Origin of the sequence: Spiroplasma endosymbiont of Amphimallon solstitiale (genome assembly GCF_964030965.1) — a bacterium.
Taxonomy (GTDB): Bacteria; Bacillota_I; Bacilli_A; order Mycoplasmatales; family VBWQ01; genus Spiroplasma_E.
The window spans coordinates 2,062,105-2,085,277 of sequence record NZ_OZ034999.1 but is presented as its reverse complement, the minus strand read 5'-3'; the positions used below and the strand labels follow the sequence as shown (position 1 = coordinate 2,085,277).

Annotated in this window: 25 protein-coding genes and 2 pseudogenes; 15 read left to right on the top strand and 12 right to left on the bottom strand. The window is 23.1% G+C overall.

Annotation, left to right across the window (positions count from 1 at the left end; all coding sequences use genetic code 4):
- Window positions 1–91: 91 nt before the first annotated feature.
- On the top strand, window positions 92–505 hold the full coding sequence (locus AAHH39_RS12945) for a UPF0236 family transposase-like protein (protein ID WP_342218378.1): 414 nt from the start codon (window positions 92–94) through the stop codon (window positions 503–505).
- 195 nt (window positions 506–700) lie between these two features.
- Here AAHH39_RS12945 and AAHH39_RS12940 read toward each other — a convergent pair whose 3' ends face one another.
- Window positions 701–1,939 carry an IS256 family transposase gene (locus tag AAHH39_RS12940; RefSeq protein ID WP_342219300.1) on the bottom strand — a complete coding sequence of 413 codons (1,239 nt, stop codon included), beginning with the start codon at window positions 1,937–1,939 and terminating at the stop codon, window positions 701–703.
- A 514-nt stretch (window positions 1,940–2,453) separates the two neighbouring features.
- On the opposite strand from AAHH39_RS12940, the gene AAHH39_RS12935 reads away from it, so the two are divergent.
- Window positions 2,454–2,720, top strand: a complete 267-nt coding sequence (locus AAHH39_RS12935) for a hypothetical protein (protein ID WP_342218377.1) — start codon at window positions 2,454–2,456, stop codon at window positions 2,718–2,720.
- Between the two features lie 46 nt (window positions 2,721–2,766).
- Here AAHH39_RS12935 and AAHH39_RS12930 read toward each other — a convergent pair whose 3' ends face one another.
- The gene (locus AAHH39_RS12930) at window positions 2,767–3,174 is read right to left on the bottom strand and encodes a hypothetical protein (RefSeq protein WP_342218375.1); all 408 of its coding nucleotides are present in this window, start codon (window positions 3,172–3,174) and stop codon (window positions 2,767–2,769) included.
- A 209-nt stretch (window positions 3,175–3,383) separates the two neighbouring features.
- Here AAHH39_RS12930 and AAHH39_RS12925 point away from each other — a divergent pair, with 209 nt between their 5' ends.
- Together AAHH39_RS12925 and AAHH39_RS12920 are read left to right on the top strand one after the other, a co-directional pair.
- On the top strand, window positions 3,384–4,016 hold the full coding sequence (locus AAHH39_RS12925) for an exonuclease domain-containing protein (RefSeq protein WP_342218374.1): 633 nt from the start codon (window positions 3,384–3,386) through the stop codon (window positions 4,014–4,016).
- Window positions 4,017–4,176: 160 nt separating this feature from the next.
- Window positions 4,177–4,305, top strand: a complete 129-nt coding sequence (locus AAHH39_RS12920) for a hypothetical protein (protein ID WP_342218373.1) — start codon at window positions 4,177–4,179, stop codon at window positions 4,303–4,305.
- A gap of 182 nt (window positions 4,306–4,487) precedes the next feature.
- Here the strand turns inward: AAHH39_RS12920 and AAHH39_RS12915 are convergent, their stop codons facing one another.
- A complete protein-coding gene (locus tag AAHH39_RS12915) occupies window positions 4,488–5,432 on the bottom strand; it encodes an IS30 family transposase (protein WP_342217458.1) in 945 nt (314 codons plus the stop codon).
- 222 nt (window positions 5,433–5,654) lie between these two features.
- On the opposite strand from AAHH39_RS12915, the gene mnmG reads away from it, so the two are divergent.
- The 3 genes from mnmG to AAHH39_RS12900 all read left to right on the top strand — a co-directional run bounded on the left by mnmG (window position 5,655) and on the right by AAHH39_RS12900 (window position 8,375).
- Entirely contained in the window at window positions 5,655–7,538 is a 1,884-nt protein-coding gene (gene mnmG, locus AAHH39_RS12910) for a tRNA uridine-5-carboxymethylaminomethyl(34) synthesis enzyme MnmG (protein ID WP_342218372.1), read from the top strand.
- A gap of 254 nt (window positions 7,539–7,792) precedes the next feature.
- Entirely contained in the window at window positions 7,793–7,975 is a 183-nt protein-coding gene (locus AAHH39_RS12905) for a hypothetical protein (RefSeq protein ID WP_342218371.1), read from the top strand.
- 94 nt (window positions 7,976–8,069) lie between these two features.
- Window positions 8,070–8,375 carry a hypothetical protein gene (locus tag AAHH39_RS12900; protein WP_342218370.1) on the top strand — a complete coding sequence of 102 codons (306 nt, stop codon included), beginning with the start codon at window positions 8,070–8,072 and terminating at the stop codon, window positions 8,373–8,375.
- Window positions 8,376–8,960: 585 nt separating this feature from the next.
- Here AAHH39_RS12900 and AAHH39_RS12895 read toward each other — a convergent pair.
- The 4 genes from AAHH39_RS12895 to AAHH39_RS12880 all read right to left on the bottom strand — a co-directional run bounded on the left by AAHH39_RS12895 (window position 8,961) and on the right by AAHH39_RS12880 (window position 11,561).
- Entirely contained in the window at window positions 8,961–9,905 is a 945-nt protein-coding gene (locus tag AAHH39_RS12895) for an IS30 family transposase (RefSeq protein ID WP_342218238.1), read from the bottom strand.
- 259 nt (window positions 9,906–10,164) lie between these two features.
- A complete protein-coding gene (locus AAHH39_RS12890; RefSeq protein ID WP_342218369.1) occupies window positions 10,165–10,599 on the bottom strand; it encodes a hypothetical protein in 435 nt (144 codons plus the stop codon).
- 108 nt (window positions 10,600–10,707) lie between these two features.
- Window positions 10,708–10,995: a hypothetical protein gene (locus AAHH39_RS12885; RefSeq protein ID WP_342218368.1), complete on the bottom strand. Its 288-nt coding sequence runs from the start codon at window positions 10,993–10,995 to the stop codon at window positions 10,708–10,710.
- A 149-nt stretch (window positions 10,996–11,144) separates the two neighbouring features.
- A complete protein-coding gene (locus AAHH39_RS12880; RefSeq protein WP_342218367.1) occupies window positions 11,145–11,561 on the bottom strand; it encodes a hypothetical protein in 417 nt (138 codons plus the stop codon).
- Between the two features lie 10 nt (window positions 11,562–11,571).
- On the opposite strand from AAHH39_RS12880, the pseudogene AAHH39_RS13600 reads away from it, so the two are divergent.
- A pseudogene (locus tag AAHH39_RS13600) lies at window positions 11,572–11,694 on the top strand (IS30 family transposase); the annotation flags it as partial.
- 23 nt (window positions 11,695–11,717) lie between these two features.
- Here the strand turns inward: AAHH39_RS13600 and AAHH39_RS12875 are convergent.
- Together AAHH39_RS12875 and AAHH39_RS12870 are read right to left on the bottom strand one after the other, a co-directional pair.
- On the bottom strand, window positions 11,718–11,939 hold the full coding sequence (locus tag AAHH39_RS12875; RefSeq protein WP_342218366.1) for a hypothetical protein: 222 nt from the start codon (window positions 11,937–11,939) through the stop codon (window positions 11,718–11,720).
- A 50-nt stretch (window positions 11,940–11,989) separates the two neighbouring features.
- On the bottom strand, window positions 11,990–12,214 hold the full coding sequence (locus AAHH39_RS12870; protein ID WP_342218365.1) for a hypothetical protein: 225 nt from the start codon (window positions 12,212–12,214) through the stop codon (window positions 11,990–11,992).
- A gap of 231 nt (window positions 12,215–12,445) precedes the next feature.
- Between AAHH39_RS12870 and AAHH39_RS12865 the strand changes: the two genes are divergently transcribed.
- Window positions 12,446–13,405 carry a transposase-like zinc-binding domain-containing protein gene (locus AAHH39_RS12865; RefSeq protein ID WP_342217794.1) on the top strand — a complete coding sequence of 320 codons (960 nt, stop codon included), beginning with the start codon at window positions 12,446–12,448 and terminating at the stop codon, window positions 13,403–13,405.
- Window positions 13,406–13,474: 69 nt separating this feature from the next.
- Here the strand turns inward: AAHH39_RS12865 and AAHH39_RS12860 are convergent, their stop codons facing one another.
- Window positions 13,475–13,720 carry a hypothetical protein gene (locus AAHH39_RS12860; protein WP_342218364.1) on the bottom strand — a complete coding sequence of 82 codons (246 nt, stop codon included), beginning with the start codon at window positions 13,718–13,720 and terminating at the stop codon, window positions 13,475–13,477.
- A 551-nt stretch (window positions 13,721–14,271) separates the two neighbouring features.
- Here AAHH39_RS12860 and AAHH39_RS12855 point away from each other — a divergent pair.
- From AAHH39_RS12855 to AAHH39_RS12840, 4 genes are all read left to right on the top strand, one after another.
- Window positions 14,272–15,357, top strand: a complete 1,086-nt coding sequence (locus AAHH39_RS12855) for a hypothetical protein (protein WP_342218363.1) — start codon at window positions 14,272–14,274, stop codon at window positions 15,355–15,357.
- 2 nt (window positions 15,358–15,359) lie between these two features.
- Window positions 15,360–17,054 (top strand): ATP-binding cassette domain-containing protein, encoded by a 1,695-nt coding sequence (locus tag AAHH39_RS12850; RefSeq protein WP_342218362.1) that lies wholly within the window; start codon window positions 15,360–15,362, stop codon window positions 17,052–17,054.
- A gap of 87 nt (window positions 17,055–17,141) precedes the next feature.
- Window positions 17,142–18,260 (top strand): ABC transporter permease subunit, encoded by a 1,119-nt coding sequence (locus tag AAHH39_RS12845; RefSeq protein ID WP_342218361.1) that lies wholly within the window; start codon window positions 17,142–17,144, stop codon window positions 18,258–18,260.
- A gap of 2 nt (window positions 18,261–18,262) precedes the next feature.
- A complete protein-coding gene (locus AAHH39_RS12840; protein ID WP_342218360.1) occupies window positions 18,263–19,177 on the top strand; it encodes an ABC transporter permease subunit in 915 nt (304 codons plus the stop codon).
- A 1,178-nt stretch (window positions 19,178–20,355) separates the two neighbouring features.
- Here AAHH39_RS12840 and AAHH39_RS12835 read toward each other — a convergent pair.
- A complete protein-coding gene (locus AAHH39_RS12835) occupies window positions 20,356–20,982 on the bottom strand; it encodes an Mbov_0401 family ICE element transposase-like protein (protein ID WP_342218359.1) in 627 nt (208 codons plus the stop codon).
- A 15-nt stretch (window positions 20,983–20,997) separates the two neighbouring features.
- The gene (locus AAHH39_RS12830) at window positions 20,998–21,207 is read right to left on the bottom strand and encodes a hypothetical protein (protein WP_342218358.1); all 210 of its coding nucleotides are present in this window, start codon (window positions 21,205–21,207) and stop codon (window positions 20,998–21,000) included.
- A 194-nt stretch (window positions 21,208–21,401) separates the two neighbouring features.
- Between AAHH39_RS12830 and AAHH39_RS12825 the strand changes: the two genes are divergently transcribed.
- Window positions 21,402–22,346, top strand: a complete 945-nt coding sequence (locus AAHH39_RS12825) for an IS30 family transposase (protein WP_342218357.1) — start codon at window positions 21,402–21,404, stop codon at window positions 22,344–22,346.
- A gap of 263 nt (window positions 22,347–22,609) precedes the next feature.
- A pseudogene (locus tag AAHH39_RS12820) lies at window positions 22,610–23,149 on the top strand (IS256 family transposase); the annotation flags it as partial.
- Between the last annotated feature and the right edge of the window lie 24 nt (window positions 23,150–23,173).

The following is a 23,173-nucleotide window of genomic DNA, read 5'->3' as shown; positions in this document are numbered from 1 at the left end:
TTATATATTTATATAATAATTAAGTAAATTAATTTTTTAAATATATTTACAATAAATTTAGAATTTTTTAAAATAGTTAGCAGAAGTAAATGTGAATTTTAATTATAAATGAAATTTTAGAGAACAAAGTGCAAAAATTAATAAATTAGTTTTAGAACATATAACAAATAAATGAGAAAAAATAGATTGAAGAATAAAAAATACAAGAGATAAAAAGAAATATAAAATTGTTGATTATCAATATAGAACAAGAAAAACAATGTATGGATTAGTAACTTACAAAAGAAGAATTTATGAATATTTTAATGAAAAATTACAAAAATGAGTTCGTATTTGTTTAGTTGATGAATGACTAGAATTACCTAAATATAAAAGAATTAGTGAAGATGTTGAACAAACTATTATTGAATATTTTGCTGACGGAAAAAGATACCATGATATTTGTGCTATTTGTAAAAAAGCAGGTATTAGTGTTAGTACTGTTCATAGAGTTTTAAGAATTTAGAAGTAATTGAAGCAAATCCAATAAAAGTAAAATTAGGAAAAAATCAACCTATTTTTGTAGCGATTGATGATGGACATAGAAAGTTTTGAGATTTTAAACGTAAAGGTATAAAACACTCTATGAGATTAATAACAACATATACAGATAATATTAAGAGGCTTTTTAGAAATCTGTGTATCTTTGTTTTACAAAGTACTAGTTCAGATTAATTCTGTCTTCAAATTTTATCATAAAATGAGCAATTGCTGTATTTCAATTTTGAATAGGCAATGTTCATTTTTTTGTTATATTTTCAATTGCTAAATAAAATATTTTAAAAACTGACATATCATTAGGAAAAGCTTTTTTGTTTCTAATAACTTTTCGTAATTGACTATTAACAGATTCAATAGCATTTGTTGTATAAATTACTCTTTTGATTTCTGCAGGATAACTAATAAAAATCATCAAATTTTCTCAATTTTTATATCAAGATTTAGCAATTTGGGGATATTGTTTATTTCATTTACTTTCAAATGATTCTAAAGCTTGCATTGCTTGTTCTTCACTACATGCACTATAAATTGGTTTTAAATCTGTAACTAGAGTTTTTCGATGTTTGTATGAAACATATTTTAAACTATTTCGAATTTGATGAACAATGCATAATTGATGTTCTGTTTTAGGATAAACTGCTTGTATTGCTTCTGACATGCCTGTTAAATTATCACTACAAGCAATCAAAATATCATTTAAGCCTCGATTTTTCATTTCTGTGAAATTAGCTAATCAAAATTTAGCACCTTCATTTTCACTAATTCATAAGCCTAAAACATCTTTTTTACCTTCTAAATCAACTCCTAATGCTATATAAACTGATTTATTAATAATCCGTTTATCTTGTCGAACTTTAACTACTATACAATCAAAATAAACAATCGGATAAATGCTTTCTAATGGTCGATTTTGTCATGTTTTGACATCATCAATAACATCATCAGTAATTTGACTAATAACACTTTCACTAATATCAGCACCATGATATAACTCTTGTAACTGCATTCTAATGTCAGATAGAGTCATACCTTTTGCATATAGTGAAAGCACTTGTTGATCAAAACCATCAAATCTTCGCTGTCTTTTTGCAACTATTACAGGAGTAAAATCACTATTGCGATCTCTTGGTACATCAATCTCAATTTTACCTTGTTGAGTTATTAATTTTTTTGAACTTGTACCATTACGAGCATTTTCAGTATTACTATGTTGATTTTTTTCATATCCTAAATAATTTTGCATTTCAGAATTCAACATTTTTTCAACTAAACGTTTTGTTAATTCTTTATATAAACCCCCTTCTTTAAAAACTGTTGTTAAATCTTCAGTATTTTCTAATAATAAATCTACTGCTTTTGATATTGGATCATTATTATTAATATTTTGTTTTTTAGCCATCTGTAACTCACTCTTTCTAGTCATTTAATTATATTTACTAGAATTAATTAAACATAGTTATTTTTGTAAGTTACACAGATTACTAAACATTGCCAATATTAATCACAAAGTACAAAATAAAAGAGTAAAAGCAATTATAAGACCAACAAGAACAGCAATTGGAGTTAAAAAGACTGCTGAATTTGTTAAAGAACATTGTCAAAAATTTTATGAAAATATTGAACAAGCAAAAATTATTATTTGTGGTGATAGTGCAGGGTGAATTAAAGATGTAGCAGATTATTTCTTTAATTTTGTAGAAAAGTAATGATACATGATAAAGTGTTATTTTTAGAGAATTTTTACACTAAATAATGTTATTTTTAACAAATTTTTAATTAAAAATAATATTTTAAGTGTAAATTGATGAATAATTTTTGGTCATCCATACTTTTCTACAAAATTAAAAGATTATTTAGGTGCTGAGTTTATTTTAGATAAATTCCATTTAATTAGAACATTATATCTTGGTATAATGGCGGGAAATAAAGGAAAGTATGTAAAAGAATATAATAATTGTAAAAATTTAATTAATAATGGTCAATATGATGAACTAATTGACTATTTATATAAAGAATTAGATAATCATAAAAAATTAAAAAAACAGTATTTTAAAAATAATAAAAAAGGTATTGTTAATCAAAATGCAAAGTGAAATATTGGTTGTTTTACTGAAACAAATATTTGACATGTTTTAAAAGAAATGATTGTTAATAGAACATATAGTATTTTATTTATATAAAAATGGTTATTTTTAAGTGTAATAAAATAAATTTAGAAACATAATTTTAATGAATATAGTAATTATTGATTATTTCACAATTTTGAATGGCATCTCAAAAATTATTATTTTTTAAATTTGTTTTTAACCCAATAATTAAACAAGTTAATGACATAGTTATAGATATTAAAATTGGAGTTAGAATTATACAAAAAATAATACCAATTTGTAATTTTATTAATTCATAATAATTTTTATAGTTATTACAAATTGAACATAAGTAATTTGAAGAATGATCAATAAAGTAACTTAATCCATAATGATTTAACATTTTAAATCCATTACAATATTTTCATTTATTATTAAAATAATCATGAAAATTACTACAATGTATTAAAATTAATCCTATAATCATAATTATAATAGTTAAAATAAATAGTAATACAGTTAATAACTGTAATTTTTTAAGTTTCATTTTTAAGTTCTCCTTAAATTTATTTGTTAATTTTAGAATTTAATAAAATTTATTATAAGTATCTTAGTTGTAATATTTTTAAAATAGTAGTAAGATAAATTTACAATTACATAAAAATCCTAATTATTTCTTGTCTAAAATATAATAAGACTATATGAATTAATTTATTCCGGATTTTTGACAATCTCCTAATCTTTTTTGCTAAAAAAATGTTATTAAAAAGAAAGCAATCAAAATTAAATAGTAAGAAAAAATTTAGTGTTCATGATTGAGGGATTGATAATACTAATTATGTTTTTATTGATTTTGAAATTGCAAATTCGAATAAAACAAGTGCTTGTCAATTAATTATGATAAAAGTAACACGAGGTAAAATTGTCAAAACTTATAGTTCGTTAATTAAACCATATCCCGAAGAATTTACTTTTTCTCATGTTCATGGAATTACAAGTGAAAGCGTATCTTTAATGTCAAATTTTAAAGAATTATGAGTAGACATTGTTACTTTTTTTACTGAAAATACTGTTGTTATTGCTCATCACGCTAACTTTAACATTAATATCTTAAGATCATTAATTAATCATTATGATTTAAAATGTCCTAATTTTTTTTACATTTGTTCAGTTAAGTTATTTAGAAGAACATATGATTATCCTAATAACCGTTTAAGTGCTCTTGCTCATAGTAATCAAATTAAATTTGATTATCATGATCCATTGGCAGATGTTACCACTTTACATAAATTAATTAATATACATTTCAGTGAACATTACCATTTAAAAACTTTATGTAATAATCTTAATATTAAAATGGGGAGATTATTTGGTGATTCTTTATTTTAATTAATATAAGATGTATTTTTATATATAAAAATACTTTTTAAGTTTAAAGGTATAGTAAATAAAAATTTGCAAATTTAAAAATTAACATTATAATTATACTTATGTAGGGATATTAAGATAAATTATTTAAGTCAAATTGTATACAAAAGAGGTTACAGTTATGGAAAAAGAAATAGATGTTGCATATGTTTTATCATCATTGGATACAGTCACTAATGTTAATGACAAAAGTCTCTTTTCAATAAAAACACATCTTGTGCTAATAAATAAAATACTTAAAAGTAAGTAATTACTGGTTTTAAATTAGTATTAATGATTACTAGTTAAAACAGTTGCTATTTTTAGGTGCAGCACTAATTCTTTAAATAATATTTATATCTTGTATAAAATATAATGAATTATAATTGAGAAGATTATTAACTAAAATTCAATTTTTATTTCCTGAATTGTAAATATAAATGGGACAGTTTTTTAAAATAATTGTATTAAATCTATTGGTCTTTTATAAGATAGTGATTTTCTGGGTGTAGAATTAATTTGAAATGCTATAGTATTTAAATCTTTTTGTTTATATGAAGATAGATCTGTAGATTTTGGTAAATATCTTCTTAAAATACCATTATTATTTTCATTTAAACCTCTTTGACAAGGTTTACCAGGATCTGCAAAATAAATCTTAACATTACAATTTTTTTCGATTAATTTTCATTTACTAAATTCTTTACCACGATCAAAAGTAATAGTTTTAACTGTTCCTTTTTGTAACTTTGAAATAAATTTTATTATACTTTTTGTAATATTTTCTGATTTATTATTTTTAGTTGCTAAAGGAATTGTGGTTTTTGATCATATATCAGCTAAAGTAATAATAGAACTTTTATGATCTTTACCAATGATAGTATCACCTTCTAAATGACCAAATTCTTCTATATTTTTAATATTAGGAATGATTAAATTTCTTTCATGAATAGACTTACAATTATTAATTCTGCCCCTAGTTTCTTTTTGTTTGTGAGGTTTATTTTTTCCTTTTCTCAATAAGTTATTTTCATCAAAACCCATTCGATTTGTTTTAAACATGTTATATAAAGTTTTTGTTGAAATACTTTTTATTTTATTTTCCTTTAAAAAATTAGCAATTATATCAAGAGCATAATTTTTAGTAATTAACAAATGATTAATAGTATTAATTTCTATTAAAGTTAAAATTATTAATTTTCTACCTGCATTTTGTTTATTTTTTTGAATTTTATTCAATATTTCTAATGGTAATAAGTTTTGATTTAATAATCTACAAACTCTATGTACAGTTGATTTACTATAATCAATGGCTTTTGCTATTTTACGAATCGAAAATCCATAACTTTTATATTCTTTTATTGCTATTATTGATTCAATAGTCAGATACTTATACATTGTGCTAATTCCTTTCTTTTCTTAATTATAGAATTAACACAATTTAATTTTTATATAAGTGTCCTTTTTAATTTTACAATTCAGGTTTAATAAAAGTCTAAAAAGTACATGAATATTTTGCTTGTTTATGATAACATTACTAAAGAAATTAAAAATAAAATTTCTTATTTTTGATGTTATTAATTTTGATATGTAATATTTTATGAAATGGAGGTGAAATCAATGAAATATGACTATGAAATTATTGTAATTGGTGCCGGTCATGCTGGTGTTGAAGCGGCATTATCTTCTGCACGAGCAGGTCATAAAACTGCTATTATTACTCTTGATAAAACTAAAATTGCATTAATGCCATGTAATCCTTCTATTGGTGGACCCGCCAAAGGAGTTGTGGTTCGTGAAATTGATGCACTTGGTGGCGAAATGGCTAAAGCAGCAGATGCTACTGCTTTGCAAATGAAACTATTAAATCATTCACGTGGTCCAGCAGTTTGAGCTATTCGTGCTCAATCTGATAAAATTGCTTATTCACAATATATGCAAAATGCAATAAATAAACAAGAAAATTTAACAATTTTAGAAGTTATGGTACAATCATTAATAATTGAAGAAAAAACTGCTAAGGGTGTTATTTTAGAGAATGGCGAAAAAATTACTAGTGAAATTGTGATTTTAACTACTGGCACTTATATGACAGCTTTAACTTTACAAGGTCATAATAAGAAATCAGAAGGACCAGATGGTCAAAGAACAAGTAATGGTATTTCTGAACAATTAAAAATTGTAGGCTTTAATATGATACGTTTAAAAACAGGAACACCACCTCGTATTAAAAAAAATAGTATTGATTTTGACAAAACTAATATTGAACTAGGTAGTGATTTACCTTTAGCATTTTCACATGAAACTAAAAATTTTTTACCATTAGCAAAACAATTACCTTGTTATTTACTTTATACAAATGATAAAACTCATACCATTATTAATAATAATTTAGATAAATCACCAATGTATAATGGTGAAGCACAAGGTACTGGACCACGTTATTGTCCAAGTATTGAGGATAAAGTAGTACGTTTTGCTGATAAGCCTCGTCATCAAATTTTCTTAGAGCCAGAATCACTTGCTTTGGATTCAATTTATGTCCAAGGTTTTTCAACATCGATGCCAATTGATGTGCAAGATAAAATGTTGAGAACGTTACCTGGCTTAGAAAATTGTGAAGTATTAAAATGAGCATATGCTATTGAATATGATGCTTTTGAACCAACACAATTATGACCAACATTGGAAACTAAATTAATTAAAAACTTATTTAGTGCTGGTCAAATTAATGGTACTAGTGGTTATGAAGAAGCAGCGTGTCAAGGTTTAATAGCCGGAATTAATGCACATTTAAAAATAAAAAAAGAAAAACCATTAATTTTAAAGCGTGATGAAGCATATATCGGAGTTTTAATTGATGATTTAGTAACAAAAGGAACAGTTGAACCTTATCGTTTATTAACTTCTTTAGCTGAACATCGTTTATTATTACGAAATGATAATGCTCAAACAAGATTAATTAAGTATGGTTATCAAGTTGGCTTAGTTAGTGAACAACGTTGATCACAATTTAATATTCAACAAACATTAATGTCTAATATTGTTGAAAAATTAAAAACTATTAAAGTTAGTCCCAATTCAGAAGTTGCTAAGTATATCATTAATAATAATTTAGGTCCAATTCCCGATAATCATATTATTGCTTATGAATTATTAAAACGTCCAAGTGTCAAATTATCAATGTTTACTTCACAGTTACCTTTAATAAATGATTTACAATATCATGAATTAATGGAATTAGAAATTACAATTAAATATTCAGGGTATATTAATCAACAACTAAAAATGGCGCAACAAACTAATAGTTTAGAAAAAAAACAAATTCCTAGTGATATTGATTATGATTTAGTAGAAAGTATTACTGGTGAAGCTAGAGAAAAATTAAAGCGTGTTAGACCATTAACAATTGGTCATGCTACAAGAATTTCTGGTGTTAGTCCTGCTGATATTCAAGTTTTATTATTTTTTTTAAAACGCAAATATCCAAATTTAAATATTTAATATATTAGCGATTTTTTAATTAAGTTCGCTAATTTTATATATTAAATATTTTAATTACATTTTAAAGTTTAAATAAGATTTTGATTTGTGATGACCAAAAAAAAATTAAACAGTAATAAAAATCGTAAATCTGAAACAATGACACAGATTTAAGGGGTGATAAATTTATGAATAATGAAAAACAAAAAGAGTATAAGAAAAAGTGATATTAAAAAAATAAAAAAAGAATACAAGAATATCAACAAAGACCTGAAGTGAAAGCAAAAAAACAAGAATATGCTCAAAGACGCGAAGTGAAAGCAAGAAGGCGAAAATATGATCAAGCTTGATATCAAAAAATAAAGATAAAAAACGAGAATATGAGCAAAGGCCTGAAGTGAAAGCAAGAAGGCGAAAATATGATCAAGAAAAATATCAAAAAAATCAAGAAAAAATAAATCAATATAATCAAAAACCTGAAGTGAAAGCAAAAAAACAAGAATATGCTCAAAGACCCGAAGTGAAAGCAAGAAGGCGAAAATATGATCAAGCTTGATATCAAAAAATAAAGATAAAAAACGAGAATATGAGCAAAGGCCTGAAGTGAAAGCAAGAAGGCGAAAATATGATCAAGAAAAATATCAAAAAAATCAAGAAAAAATAAATCAATATAATCAAAAACCTGAAGTGAAAGCAAAAAAACAAGAATATGCTCAAAGACCCGAAGTGAAAGCAAGAAGGAAAAAATATGATCAAGAGTGATATCAAAAAATAAAGAAAAAATGAAAGAATATGCTCAAAAGCCAGAAGTGAAGGCAAGAAAACAAAAGGGAGCGTACCGAAGATGTCGATAACTAAAAAGTTTTAAAAATAGCTCCTTTCTTTTTTAAACCCTTAAATTAAAAATAAATGACAAAAGACGAGAATAAAAATCTCGTCTTTTTTTGTGTAATTGTAAAATTTTAAAATTTTTATTATTAATACCCTTTAAATATCTACTACACGCAGTGACCAAGTAGGAGAAAGTTAATAATTAATAACCATCTTTAAGACTATTATCAACACGTGTTAGGGAATTAAAAAAGTGAACTACAACACAGTTGTTAAAAATAGTAGCTAGAACATGTGGACTTGCATGGATAAATAATAAGTGGAGTGATACCTAATAAATTATACTAACCAGTAATGGTAATTCTTGGGGTGGGAGCGAATTGGAAACTAGTATATATAGACCTGCTAGGGAACCTACTATATTCTTATATAAGAATATTATAAATCCATAAATCAATTAGTTATTTTATTCTATTCTTTATTTAACCAACCTTATCACCACCAAGTGAGTAAGTGTTGGTTTTATTTTTTATTTTTCTTAAAAAATATAATTAATAGTATTAATAACCTGAATTGTAAAACCTGAATTGTAAATATAAATGGGACAGTTTTTTAAAATAATTGTATTAAATCTATTGGTCTTTTATAAGATAGTGATTTTCTGGGTGTAGAATTAATTTGAAATGCTATAGTATTTAAATCTTTTTGTTTATATGAAAATAGATCTGTAGATTTTGGTAAATATCTTCTTAAAATACCATTATTATTTTCATTTAAACCTCTTTGACAAGGTTTACCAGGATCTGCAAAATAAATCTTAACATTACAATTTTTTTCGATTAATTTTCATTTACTAAATTCTTTACCACGATCAAAAGTAATAGTTTTAACTGTTCCTTTTTGTAACTTTGAAATAAATTTTATTATATTTTTTGTAATATTTTCTGATTTATTATTTTTAGTTGCTAAAGGAATTGTGGTTTTTGATCATATATCAGCTAAAGTAATAATAGAACTTTTATGATCTTTACCAATGATAGTATCACCCTCTAAATGACCAAATTCTTCTATATTTTTAATATTAGGAATGATTAAATTTCTTTCATGAATAGACTTACAATTATTAATTCTGCCCCTAGTTTCTTTTTGTTTGTGAGGTTTATTTTTTCCTTTTCTCAATAAGTTATTTTCATCAAAACCCATTCGATTTGTTTTAAACATGTTATATAAAGTTTTTGTTGAAATACTTTTTATTTTATTTTCCTTTAAAAAATTAGCAATTATATCAAGAGCATAATTTTTAGTAATTAACAAATGATTAATAGTATTAATTTCTATTAAAGTTAAAATTATTAATTTTCTACCTGCATTTTGTTTATTTTTTTGAATTTTATTCAATATTTCTAATGGTAATAAGTTTTGATTTAATAATCTACAAACTCTATGTACAGTTGATTTACTATAATCAATGGCTTTTGCTATTTTACGAATCGAAAATCCATAACTTTTATATTCTTTTATTGCTATTATTGATTCAATAGTCAGATACTTATACATTGTGCTTTTAATTATGTAGAAAAGTATGGATGACCAAAAATTATTCATCAATTTACACTTAAAATATTATTTTTAATTAAAAATTTGTTAAAAGTAACATTATTTAGTGTAAAAATTCTCTAAAAATAACACTTTATCATGTATCATTACTTTTCTACAAAATTAAAGCATTGTGCTAATTCCTTTCTTTTCTTAATTATAGAATTAACACAATTTAATTTTTATATAAGTGTCCTTTTTAATTTTACAATTCAGGAATTTATATAGTTAATTGTCTTGCAGAATTGCCATTGTTGGTTGAAGGTTCAATATTATTTTCAGAATTAATATTATTAATAATCACATCATTTAGTTGAGGAGCATTTGGTGATATACTATCTGAAAAATTATCATTTCTATTTGTATTGTTAAGTATTCTATATGTTAATTCTGATTGATTAGTAATGCAAGAATATAATGTGTCCAAACCATATCCAATCGTATATCCCAATGAATATCCTAAAATATATCCTATTTTATATCCTATTAGTATTGATGACAATGTTTTTGCACATGATATAGATGTTTCATCAATATTATTTAAATCTCATATGTTTTTAGAATTTAATGGCTGTATCATCCCTCCTAATATACCACCGGATACACTACCCATTTTTCCTAATTCTTTTGAAAATATTTTTTTAAATTTAATCATATTTATTTCTCCCTTCAAAATAAAAAACCTATTAACTTTTAAATCAAAGAATAGGTTTTAAAAACTTATATTAAATTTATATTTATCATTATACATTATTTTTAAATTTTATTTATCAAAATATCCATCAGGATAAATGCCATTTCATTTTATATCATCTTGTTTTGAAGGTTTAATTCCAAAATATAGTTTTATTTTATGATAATTACTAACTTTTTCTGCTCAAATAGGAGCCCCCCAGTGCGCTTCATAATCATAATCTAAATAATAATTTAGTTCATTTGTTTTGCTATTAGATTTTGCACCAAGTATTAAACCAGTGGTAGCAATAATTAATGCTAAAGTAGCTAATATTAATGTTATTCTACCTAAATTTATTTTTATTCATGTTTTCATATTAAATAACTCATTATTTATTGATTTTACTTCTAAATTTTACTTATTTTATGATATTTTACAAGTATGCTTTTAAACGAAAATAACGCCTAAATTAAAGGCGTTTATTTTATGAGACCTAGAACTATTAATTCTACTGTACTTGTTTATTATATTGCAAATGTGAAGATACTTTTTTTTGAAGAAGCATTATTTTTGCCCCTAATTACATTTTTGTATGGATATAGTGCATAAAACAAAGCATCATATGGGTCTTGATACATATTTTTGTCAGGAATGTTAGTTTTGGTTTGGTCATAACGTAATTCTTCTAAACATTGAGTAGTTTTTGATAAATCATCTTTATTTGCATAAAAGTTTCCATAACTCATAATATTTCTCATTCAAACTACTCTATTAGTTAATCCTGCTTCTTGATTTAAATTTGAAGCGTGTTTAATAGCAGTTTGTGTTATTAAAATAGTATTATGTTCATCTATTAATTTTTGATTTAATCAATCAATTGCTGTTCTTGCTTTATCATCATAAAAATAAATTGCTTGTTCAAAATTTTCAAAATTATCCATTAATCCTAAAATTTCTTTTAATTATGTAGAAAAGTATGGATGACCAAAAATTATTCATCAATTTACACTTAAAATATTATTTTTAATTAAAAATTTGTTAAAAGTAACATTATTTAGTGTAAAAATTCTCTAAAAATAACACTTTATCATGTATCATTACTTTTCTACAAAATTAAAGAAAATTTCATTAACATAAGCATTAATTTTTTCGTTTTCATTTATAAAATCATTTGGAGTAACTACTAATTCACAAATAATATAAGCATCATAATAACCAGTATTATTATATTCTTTAAAACCAATGACCATAAATACAGTATGGTCTTTATGTCCAGTTGCTCAATCAACACCAACTGAATAAAAATCAAATTTATACATATCTTTTTCTGGATTATAAAATTGTTTTAAATTATATGATTGTCAATATTTTACAATTCAGGATTTTCTTTTTGTTGTTTAAGTTCTTGTTTTTCTTTTTTTTGATCTTGAAGCTGATTTTTTCAAAATAAAATATCTTTATATTCATCTAAAATTGTTACAGCATTATATTTAAAATTGTCGAAGTTAATATTGTTTTGTTTTTCTTGCTTTAATGACTTGATTTTATTTTTAAGTTGCTGATTTTCTTTTGTTAGTTTTTGAATTTTTAACATTTCTTCTGTATTTGAAATTGAAGTTGATGCTGGTGAAATTACATAATTTTTGAATTTTGTTCATACTGTTCATATATCATTATTTGTTTCTTGTATATTTTCACTATCTGTTGAAATAATAGAAACTCTCTCAGAATTTTCTTTTAATTATGTAGAAAAGTAGTGGTATTAGTAAAATTAGCAAAAATATATTTTTATATGGTATTTTTAATATTAAAGAGGTGATTTTAAATGAATAAAAATACAGTAAAAGAAATTTTAAATAATTTGTCTGATAAAGATTTTATTGAGATTTTTAGAGAAAATAAAACTAGAATTAAACAAATTGAGAAAAAAGAAAAATTTGAAGCAGTCGAACAAAAATTCAAAGAGAAAGGTATTCAATGTCCAGATTGTAGTTCTTTTTTGTGTACTAAATATGGTAGTAAAGATTATAAGCAAAGATATAAATGTAAAAGTTGTAATATTACTTTTCATGCTTTTAAAAATCATTATTTTTATTGAAGTCATTTATCTCATGATCAATGAGATTTATTGATACAAATAGCTACTTTAGGTCAATCTGCTTACATTATTTCTCAATTTATTAATACTACAAATAAAACTGCCTGATTTAATCGTCAAAAATTTATGAAATCAACACAATTAGTAAAAACACAAAATCAATTTGTAAAATTAAAAGCTAGAATTGAAGTTGACGAAACTTTTATCAAAGAAATTCATAAAGGAAACTTTAAAGATCCAAATGATCCAAGAAAACAATGAATTGAAGAAAATGCTAAAGATTTAAATTGTTGTATTCAAATGGCAATTGATGAAAACCGAAATATCTATGCTCAAACAACAAATACTAAAAGATTAAATAAAAAATGAGTACAAGAAAACTTAACATCGAAACTTATCGAAGAAAATTCAATTATAGTTTGTGATATGCAAGTATTATATGATACAGTAGCTAAACAAACTAAATCCACTATCCAGCAGTTTAAATCAAAAGAAAATAAAGAATTAAATTATAAAAAATTAAGTAATGTCAGTAAAATACAATCAAGTTTAAAAGAATTTATTACTCATTACCATGGCATTGGATTTACCAATATTCAAAATTACCTCAATTTATGGAAATGAAAATATCAACACTACGGATTAACCCCTTATCAAAAATCCAATGTGTTATATTTCAGTTTGTAAAAAAAATAAATCCCAAAATTTAATAAAATCAAATTTTAAGTCAAGTTGATGACTTTTTTTATTTTACCACTACTTTTCTACAAAATTAAAGGAATTTTCTATATTATTTTTTGATAGGTTATCATTAATTACTATACTTGTTAATTGATTATTAGTAGTATTAATTTTATTAAATTTAAATGTTAACCCACCATGTCTTTCTTTTTTTCTTCCTTTTTTATTTTTAAATGTAGAATTTGATTGGTTTAAAATATCTTTAATGTCTTGCTGTGTTGTTATTTTTTGAAATATTTCTGATTTATTTTTGTCTGCCATTTTAATACCTCCTTTTAACAAAAAATCCATTTACTTTCCTATAAAAGTAATTGGTTAAAATTTATGTATACTATATAACAATTGTATATTATCAAATTTTATGTATTTTACAATTAATTAAGTTTTTATTAAAAATAAATATAAAGTATATAAAATTTATATAAATAAGTTAAAGTTAATAGTAAATAATTTATTTTTTTGTTTTTTAAAATCATTGAAAAATTAGAATTTCAAATAAATGATCTAGCAAAAGATATAAATAAGAACGTAAATGGGACTAAAAATAAAATTAAAATTCCTTATCATTACATTTTAGGAATAACAAAAGAAAATAACCTTGAAAATAATAACAAACCAAATATTACTATTAATAAAATTAATTGTCATAAATCCTTTTTATCTATATTCTTTTTTATTTTTTTAATAAACTGTTTAATTAATTTGTAATAAATTGATTGTTTGATATTAAACTAAGATTTCTTGTATAATTATAATAGTATTATTAGTAGGTGGTTTTTATGTTTCGACATTTTCTATTATTCACTATAATTTTGCCAACAATAACTACTATTAGTAGTAGTATTTATGCTTGTACTTGGAATTTACAACCAACAGTTTTATTAATAACAAGTTATCAACAAGCACAAAATCAAAACATTTATGACCGACTTGTTTATCAAAAGTTACAAACTTTTTATGGTAAAGATCATGTAGTAACATTGTTTAGTTCTCAAGATGATAATTATTATGCATTAATGTTGAGAAACTTTTTATTTACATATAATATCAAAAAAGTTTATATTTTAAATCCTAGTTTTCAAAAGTATATTCCACATCATAGTGAAACTAGTAGTTATTCTACTAAAAACTTAATTAGAGTATTACAACAATTTCAGAATGTTAAATTTTATTTTTTTAATAATATTATTGCTGATACGGTTAAAGTCACTAATAATATTTATGATATTAGATATAATACTGATAACGTAACTAGTAGCCATTTAAATTATGGCAGTAAAATTGCTGAACATTTTCAACAAAATGTTCAGGATGGAATAATAAATAAAAAATATAACTTTGATGTTGATGACAACGGTAAATTGATAGTTAGAATTGGTATTATTAATAATATTGGCATTGATTATGATCAAACTATTTTGAATCAATTTGCTGAGATAATTAATGGTATTGATAATCCAAAAATTACATATAAAATTATTTATGCTAATCCTCATGATAGTTTTGTAACAAGTAATATTTATAGTGCTGATAGTGTTGCCGGTGTTGGTCAGATTGCCCAATCATTATATGAAACACATGGTGTTAATTTTATTATTAATACTAATTATTGATATAACAGTATTATTGCTTATACTGCTAGGTTAATATCTTCACGTCCAACTTATAGTAAAACTATTAGTTTTGTTGGATCTAATGTTATTAATAATAGTGATTATGTTTATGATGATATTAATTATTTAGCTTTTGGTTTTATGCCTGGTTTGGAAATTTTTGATGAGACATTTAACGAAGAGATTAATCCTAATTTTAAAATTATACCTAGTGCTTCAGAAAGTAAAATCCAAACTTATGGTGTTAATAACATTGATTTTACTAATCAGTATGGAGATATATAATTATGGAAAAAACAATATTGAAGTTACAAAAAATTAGTAAATATTATGATACTCGTGTTATATTTGAAAATGTTAATTTAGAAATAACACAAGAAATTCATGCCATTGTTGGTAATAATAGCGTTGGTAAATCAACGTTAATTAGAATGCTTGCTGGTTTTGAACAACCTTCTAAAGGAAAAATTGTTATTAATAGTTTAAGAAAAGGATGTTATTTTCCTCGTGATCCTAGTGAAATGCTTTATTTTAGAATGGCTTATGCTGGTCAAGATGATTTTTTCTTAGACAATCTTACTGTTAAACAAAATATTATACTTGGTAATGAACCAACTATTGCCAAAATTTTTCCTAATTGAAAAGAAGCTGAATTTAAAATTAATAATTTAATGGAAAAATATAAAATTAAGCTTAATTTAAATAAGAGAGTATCAACACTTGCGATTGAAGAATTAAAAAAATTATCTTTACTTCGTGCGTTATTCAAAGAACCTAAAATATTGCTGTTAGATGAACCAACTGTTGGTTTATCTGATAGTCAAAAAGTAGAGTTTTGAATGATTTTTAAAACATTTCGTAATGAAGAAATAACGGTCCTTTTCACAACTAGAGATGAAGAATTTGCTAAAATGGTTGCTAACCGAGTATCTTGAATTGAAAACTTAAATATTGGTAAAACAAAAGTAATGAAATTAGAAGAAAATACTAAATTGTTTACAACTAATTATTGAGGTAAGATTTTTAATTATAAAAAGCCAAAATTGATAAATTCAGTACCAATGCTTTATATTGATAATCTTTCTTTGAATAAACCTAATATTTCAAATTTTCATAAAATTGAATTTGCAATTTGCCCTGGTGAAATATATGGTATTTATGATTATGAAAACCTTTATAGCGAGGTTTTACTTGAAAGTATAGTACGTATGATTAAAACGCAAACAGGACGCATTTTTTTTCAAGAACAAGAAGTAACTTATTTTAAACCGCAAGAAATTAGTAATTTAGGAATTGATTGAATATCTGGACATTATAGTAATACTGCTATAATTCCTGATGCTACTTTATTTGAAAATTTTACCTTTTGAAATTATAATAAAGAAAAATATGTAACTAAATCCGGAGTTGTCAAAACAGCCGTTGTTAATAAAAAGGCACGAGAAATTATTAAAAAATATCAAATATTTAACTATAATAATATTTTTATTAAAATTAATAAATTATCAAAAGGAGAAATCCAGAAATTTGTATTAGCAAGAAGTATTGAAGAGCAACCACAATTATTAATTTTATCTAATCCATTTTCTGATTTAGATGAAAATTCTTCATTATTAATTATTAAAAAGATAATAGAGTTACGCGAAAGTGGTTCAAGCATTTTAATTATTGATACTGATCCGTACTTATTACAATTATTGTGTCAACGAGTAGCAGTTATTTATCACAAACAATTTGTTTGTAAATTGGAAAATAAAAATGTTAAAGTTGAAATAATGAACAATCCAGCACTATGGCATGATTATCCTATTACAAATGAAATAATTGTTAAAACTGATAAAATGTATCAATTACCACAAACAAAGTGAAGTTTGAAAAAGAAAAAAATAATTAGAACAATTAATTATTTGAAAAGACCATTTGTCAAAATTACTAGTTGAATTAATAAAAAAATGGAAAATATTAGGTCAAGGTTGGGTTAAAAGATGTTGGAAAATATTAAAAAATGAAATTTTTGATTAGTGGGTGCACTATTATTACTAATAACTCTATTTTTTGTTAGTTTATTAATGCTATGTTTACAAGTTAATCCATTATCATTTTGGAAAACTATTTTTATTAATCCTTTAACTAATTTAGTAAGTTTTAGTAATTTAATTGAAACATATAGTGTATTAATATTAACAGGATTAGCGGTAGCTATTACTTTTAAGTATCGTATTTATAACTTTGGAGTTAGTGGTCAAATGTTATTTAGTGCTATGGTAACATATGTATTGGCAGTAGATATTTATAAAAGTGGTGGTCATAGTAAATGAATTACTCCTTTTCTTTTATTAATTGCAGTTTTAATTGGTGGTTTAGCTGGTTTAATTATTGCAATTTTAAAAACTTATTTTAAAATTCATGAAATTATTAGCACTATTTTATTTAATTTTATTGCTTGAGAAGGATATAAAGGTTTAATAGCCAGTAATGTTTATCATAACTTAAACATTCCAACACAAATTACTAATCTTAGATTTTCATTAATTAGTGGACCTTTTAGCATTAGTAATTTATTTTCTGCTGGTATTATTATTGCTATTATTGTCTTATTAATAGCAATTATTATTTTTAATAATCGCACTCTTGGTTTTAAATTAAACGCAATTGCTAAAAACCCCGTTGCTGCAAAATATGCCAGATTAAATCCCCAATATCAGGGTTTAATAATTTTACCAATTTCAGGAGCGATAGCAGGAATTGCTGGTTATCTTTATTTTTTAGGAGTTAATAATAATTTACCTTCGCTTTCTGCTCCAATTCAAGAAGGATTTTATGGGATAGTAGTAGCTGCTTTAGCGGGATATACACCAGGAGTTATTTTATTTTCATCATTTTTTATGAGTTTATTTATTAGTCCTATTGAAAATAATGCTTTTATGTATTTGAAAAATCCAGAAATTGCAATAATAGTATTATCAATAACCATTTACATTATTGGTATTTATCCTTTTATTTGGCATTACTTAACTCATTCTATTGCTATTAAAGAATATTTAATAAGACTAAAAAAGAAGTTAATATGAAAAAAAGAATTAATTAAGGATGAACAACAAAACGTTAAAATTGTTAATGTTGAATCAAAATCTTCAAAAATTTTTAAAAAAAATAAAATATTTAAAAGGAAAAGGAGAAAAAAATAATTATGTTACTTTCATTTTCAACAATTTTAGTTAATACATTATTATTTGCTTGTCCATTATTATTGTTATGTACAGGTGGAATTTTAAATACTAGAGCAGGAATTGTTAATTTTGGTTTTGATGGTATTATGTGTACTGGTGCTGCTACATATTGTATAATTGTTTCAGAATTAAAAAATAATTTTGGTAGTGGAGTTGCAATTTTGGCATTTTTTATCACTATTATCATTGGAATTGTATTTGGTTTAATTCATAGTTTAGCAACCTTATTGTTTAGAGCTAATCAATTTTTAGTATCAATGGTTATTAATTACTTTGGTTATGGATTAGCAGTAATTTTACCATTAACATTTACTGGAGAAATAAATTATTCATTAGCAAGTATTTATATTTATCAATTTTCTTGAATTGCAATTTTGGTAACCTTTTTAGCAATTTATATTTTTGCAGCTATTTTATTTTTGACTAAGCTTGGATTATACATTAGAGGAATTGGTGAGAATCCAACCGCAGTAGCTTTAAATTATATTCATGTTCGTCGTTCTCGATTTTATATTTCGCTATTTTCTAGTTCTTTAGCTTGTTTTTCAGGTGCTTTATTTGTTTATGTACTTCCAAGTACTTTTATTTATAGTAATAATTTTGCTGGTATTGGATTTTTGGCAATTGCTTTATGAATGATGGCACACAGTAGATTTTTTTTAACTTCTATTATTTGTTTTATTTTTTCTTTTTTATATCAGTATATAAATACTTCACAAACATTTATAGTTATTAGTAATAATATTCCAAGTTGATTATGAGGTATGTTTCCATATTTAATAGCATTAGTATCATTAATGATTTTTCGCCCTAATACAGAATTAGTAAAAAGTTGAGCGCAACCTTATGTTAAAGCAGGTAGAAAATGACAATAAAATTATATGCTAACAATGTTTTAAAACCTTTATCAAGTTTAATAAATATAATATTTTAAATGTTTTTAATAAATTCAGTTTTTATTTTATTGTGTATAATAAATTTATTAAACAATGAAAAAAGGGGAAATTTAAATTATGGTAAAAAACTTAAATGACAATTTTGAGAAATTGACTGAACAGAACAATGAGAGTTTAGAAAAAAAATATTAAAAAAATAAAAACATTTAAAAATAATGAGAAGAAAATAATTAATAAAATTTCTAATATTAACTATCAAAAAATTAATGATGATGAAGAAATAAGTTTTAAATCTAAAAAAAATAAATGTATAGTAATGTAAATTAGATTAAAAAATTTATTTTTTAAGAAAATATCTTTTAATTATGTAGAAAAGTATGGATGACCAAAAATTATTCATCAATTTACACTTAAAATATTATTTTTAATTAAAAATTTGTTAAAAGTAACATTATTTAGTTTAAAAATTCTCTAAAAATAACACTTTATCATGTATCATTACTTTTCTACAAAATTAAAGAAAATATCTGGGAGATTGTCAAAAATCCGGAATAAATTATTTTATACAGTCTTATTATTATGTTAGACAAGAAATAATTTGGATTTTTATGAAATTGTACATTCATCTTACTATTTTTTAAAATATATTTCAACTAAAATACTTATATTAAATTTTAGTAAATGCTAAACTTATTAAATAAACTTAGAGAGGATTTAAAAATGAAAATTAAAACACTGAAAAAATTACAGTTAATAACTGTATTATTATTTATTTTTACTATTTTAATTATGATTATAGGTTTAACTCTTATAGGTTCTTGTGATTATCATTCTCATATTTACAATTTATTAACAAAAAAATATATAAACCTAGAAAAAAATGGATTTGGAATATTAAGTACAACCAGTATAATCCATATTTTAGGTTATTCTCCCAAATCTGTATGTTCAATAACTAATTGTAATGGAAATTATTACAATTGAATTCAATTACAAATTGGAGTTATTTTTTGTGTAATTTTGGTACCAATTTTAGCAATAATAACTTTATCATTAACTTTTTTCATTATTGGTTTAAAAGTAAAAATGAAAAATAATAATTTTTGAGATGCAATACAAAATTGTGAAATAATTAATAATTACTATGTTCATTAAAACTATGTTTCTAAATTTATCTTATTACATTTAAAAATAACCATTTTAATGTAAATCAAAATATTATATGTTCTATTACCAAGCATTTCTTTTAAAACATGTCAAATATTTGTTTCTGTAAAACAACCAATATTTCATTTTGCACCTTGATTTTCAATACCTTGTTTATTATTTTTAAAATATTTTTTCTTTAATTTTTTATGATTATCTAATTCTTTATATAAATAATCAATTAATTGTTCATATTGACCATTATTAATTAAATTTTTACAGTAATTATATTCTTTTAAATATTTTCCTTTATTTCCAGGCATTATACCAAGATATAATGTTCTAATTAAATGGAATTTATCTAAAACAAACTGTGCACCTAAATAATCAGCAACTTCTTTAATTCATCCTGCACTATCACCACAAATAATAATTTTTGCTTGTTCAATATTTTCATAAAATTTTTGACAATGTTCTTTAACAAATTCAGCAGTTTTTTTAATGCCAATTACTGTTTTTGTTGGTCTTATAATTGCCTTTACTCTTTTATTTTGTACTTTGTGATTAATATTATCTGTATATGTTACTATTAATCTCATAGAATGTTTCTTTAATTTTGTAGAAAAGTAATGATACATGATAAAGTGTTATTTTTAGAGAATTTTTACACTAAATAATGTTACTTTTAACAAATTTTTAATTAAAAATAATATTTTAAGTGTAAATTGATGAATAATTTTTGGTCATCCATACTTTTCTACATAATTAAAACATTTTTCTCATTTCTTTGTTATATGTTCTAAAACTAATTTATCAATTTTTGCACTTTGTTCTCTAAAATTTCATTTATAATTAAAATTCACATTTACTTCTCCTAACTATTTTAAAAAAATCTAAATTTATTGTAAATATATTTAAAAAATTAATTTACTTAATTATTATATAAATATATAAGTGTAATTTTAAATAAAACCTGAATTGTAAAATTAAAAAGGACACTTATATAAAAATTAAATTGTGTTAATTCTATAATTAAGAAAAGAAAGGAATTAGCACAATGTATAAGTATCTGACTATTGAATCAATAATAGCAATAAAAGAATATAAAAGTTATGGATTTTCGATTCGTAAAATAGCAAAAGCCATTGATTATAGTAAATCAACTGTACATAGAGTTTGTAGATTATTAAATCAAAACTTATTACCATTAGAAATATTGAATAAAATTCAAAAAAATAAACAAAATGCAGATAGAAAATTAATAATTTTAACTTTAATAGAAATTAATACTATTAATCATTTGTTAATTACTAAAAATTATGCTCTTGATATAATTGCTAATTTTTTAAAGGAAAATAAAATAAAAAGTATTTCAACAAAAACTTTATATAACATGTTTAAAACAAATCGAATGGGTTTTGATGAAAATAACTTATTGAGAAAAGGAAAAAATAAACCTCACAAACAAAAAGAAACTAGGGGCAGAATTAATAATTGTAAGTCTATTCATGAAAGAAATTTAATCATTCCTAATATTAAAAATATAGAAGAATTTGGTCATTTAGAGGGTGATACTATCATTGGTAAAGATCATAAAAGTTCTATTATTACTTTAGCTGATATATGATCAAAAACCACAATTCCTTTAGCAACTAAAAATAATAAATCAGAAAATATTACAAAAAGTATAATAAAATTTATTTCAAAGTTACAAAAAGGAACAGTTAAAACTATTACTTTTGATCGTGGTAAAGAATTTAGTAAATGAAAATTAATCGAAAAAAATTGTAATGTTAAGATTTATTTTGCAGATCCTGGTAAACCTTGTCAAAGAGGTTTAAATGAAAATAATAATGGTATTTTAAGAAGATATTTACCAAAATCTACAGATCTATCTTCATATAAACAAAAAGATTTAAATACTATAGCATTTCAAATTAATTCTACACCCAGAAAATCACTATCTTATAAAAGACCAATAGATTTAATACAATTATTTTAAAAAACTGTCCCATTTATATTTACAATTCAGGTTACTTTTACATCTTTAAATTGTCAAATATCATCAGGTGTAGGATGTATTGGACTTGATTTTAATTCGAAATAATATTTTAATTATGTAGAAAAGTATGGATGACCAAAAATTATTCATCAATTTATACTTAAAATATTATTTTTAATTAAAAATTTGTTAAAAGTAACATTATTTAGTTTAAAAATTCTCTAAAAATAACACTTTATCATGTATCATTACTTTTCTACAAAATTAAAGAAATTTTGATTGCTTGTAATGATAATTTAACAGGCATGTCAGAAGCAATACAAGCAGTTTATCCTAAAACAGAACATCAATTATGCATTGTTCATCAAATTCGAAATAGTTTAAAATATGTTTCATACAAACATCGAAAAACTCTAGTTACAGATTTAAAACCAATTTATAGTGCATGTAGTGAAGAACAAGCAATGCAAGCTTTAGAATCATTTGAAAGTAAATGAAATAAACAATATCCCCAAATTGCTAAATCTTGATATAAAAATTGAGAAAATTTGATGATTTTTATTAGTTATCCTGCAGAAATCAAAAGAGTAATTTATACAACAAATGCTATTGAATCTGTTAATAGTCAATTACGAAAAGTTATTAGAAACAAAAAAGCTTTTCCTAATGATATGTCAGTTTTTAAAATATTTTATTTAGCAATTGAAAATATAACAAAAAAATGAACATTGCCTATTCAAAATTGAAATACAGCAATTGCTCATTTTATGATAAAATTTGAAGACAGAATTAATCTGAACTAGTACTTTGTAAAACAAAGATACACA